Genomic DNA, 2,234 nt, shown 5'->3' with positions numbered 1-2,234 from the left:
GCTATTCGGCCGTATCGAAGCGATTCAGAAAGTGAAAAACCTTCATGTTTTTCGAGGACACTCGGGTGGAATTAGCACTTTTTTATTATTTTTGCACCGTGGCACATAACGCCATGGGGTTTTTATGTTGATATTTCTATATGACCTGGTAACCGTTTACATCATTCCCGGAATGATGCTTGCATTTGGTATATGCCTACTCTTCCTTTCCATTCCCGACAAGGAAGGGCTTAAGAATTATGTGTTTGCGCGCAAGGTGATGGGCGTCACGTTCCTTGTTTATTGTGTGGCGCTTATCTGCGAGGCGGTGACGCGCGAGCCTCTTGTGGGCGACTTGCTCAATAGCATGATCGTCATAGCCATTGGCATTACGCAAGCCTTTCTGTTCACCTATTCGCTCATAGCGTTGCTCGACATAGGCTTCTTCACCAAGGCCACGGCGTGTCGCGAGACCTTGGTCATAGCCATCACCACAGTGGCGGCGTTTGCCCTGTTCTTTCTCTTCCCACAGAGCAGCAGGGCGCTCATCTTCTATGGCTTTTCGCTTTGGTACATGTTGCTCATGGCGCGTTATGTGGCGCTTTTTCGTCGCTATTACAAACGCTACCTGCAGTTGATGGACAACTATTTTTCCGACGATGAGCGCCAGCGCTTGCATTGGGTTCCCGTGGCTTTCTATAGCGCCTTTGGCGTAGGCGTCATCGCCCTGTTGTTTGCCTTGTTGATCACTCCGTTCACGCAGTTGCTGTTCATGCTCGTCACAACGGTCTATTATTCGGTGTTTGCCATACGCTTCATCAATTATGTGGATATCTTCCCTAAGATCAAGGAGCCTTTGCGAGATACCGTTTGCGAAGCGACCGAGCCCGTAGAGGTGCCTACCGACCCTTCCTCCGACATGATGGTTGTACCGACCGATGACGACCTGCTACTCATGCAAGAGATCGAACGGTTGATGCAGGAGCAAGCCCTCTTCAAAGCGACCGACCTCTCGATAGCCAACCTTGCGGCCTTATGCGGCAAGAGCCATCGTGTGGTGTCGATGGCCATCAACCATTGTCAGGGTGTCAACTTCAAGACCTACATCAACGAGTATCGCGTGGCTGAAGCCACAAGGCTCATTGAGGCGGGATGGCTCAAGCACCACACGCTCGACGCCCTTGCCTTGGAGACCGGGTTTGCCGGAAGGGTGAATCTCTATCGTGCGTTCAAGCGCAAGATGGGCGTGTCGCCAACCGATTGGGAGGCGAAGGCGAGGACCTGAAAACCCGATGGAATGGCGGTTTTTGGTTACACTTTACGCATTGTGTAACCACCATAACGTTTTTTTCGCTTAAGATTTCTTTGTATTCGTTTAAATTTGCAAAGGGTCGAACCAGCATTGCGCTGCAAGTTGGTTGTCCCCATTGCATCAGATAATCCTAACGAAACAAATTCATCTAAGCGATTATGAAAGAAAACCATTACTCACAACCCAACTTCTCACCGCCTCAGGTGGCGAGGGGCAAGCAATGTCAGAGCACGCCGCCTTGGCGGCGTAGGCTTTTGACGTTCCTCCTGTTGGTCATGGCCTTGGCCGTGCCGCGGCAGGCGTATGCCGGAGCACACTTCGGCACAGATTATGGTAGCAATTCACGCTACAACTCACGCATTTCGCACCATCCCACGGTGGACGAGCCATGGATTACCGTATATTTCTGGTTCTACGACAGGGATGGACATGACGGCTATTTCCTGCACGACGAAACAGAGAGGGGCCACAAAGGTCCCGCCGTTTATGTAGATGGCAAATACATCTGCTCACCCGACTGGGAGTTGTCATGGGCCTCAGGCAATGGCAATGCCTCTGGACTGGAAGACCAGCGCGAAAACAATGGATGGTGGGGCAGCACCTACACCAGGAATGTTGACGGTGTGAACTACACCGTACGCTTCTGGGACCCACGAAGAGAGAATGATCAGTACTGGGTGGAGATGGTCATCTACATGGACAAGATGGCTGTGGCTACCGAGCACGACATCAAGATTCGCGGTATGTGGAGGATCAACGACGTAAGTACTAAGTTTGAGGAACGCACGTTCCGAACCCAAGCCATCAGGAACATATTTTCGTACAGCGCAAACTTCGAACGTACTTATGGCTCGTTGAAAGTGTCAAGAAGTACGCTAAGCCAAAGTTACGGCCCAACCACCGTGGCTATGACTACCGACCGTTCGTATTACAAAGACTACGG

The 2,234-nt window shown here is 51.2% G+C and carries 2 protein-coding genes; both read left to right on the top strand.

The features are described 5' to 3' along the window. Window positions 1-124: 124 nt before the first annotated feature. Entirely contained in the window at window positions 125-1,264 is a 1,140-nt protein-coding gene (locus WKK33_RS04680; RefSeq protein WP_337932719.1) for an AraC family transcriptional regulator, read from the top strand. A gap of 185 nt (window positions 1,265-1,449) precedes the next feature. Then, window positions 1,450-2,234, top strand: a 785-nt coding sequence (locus tag WKK33_RS04675) for a hypothetical protein (RefSeq protein WP_337932717.1), incomplete at its 3' end; no start/stop codon positions are given.

The sequence above is a fragment of the Hallella sp. genome (assembly GCF_037460745.1).
Taxonomy (GTDB): domain Bacteria; phylum Bacteroidota; class Bacteroidia; order Bacteroidales; family Bacteroidaceae; genus Prevotella; species Prevotella faecis.
The sequence above is the reverse complement of the archived record's forward strand: the minus strand, read 5'-3'. Positions and strand labels throughout refer to the sequence as shown.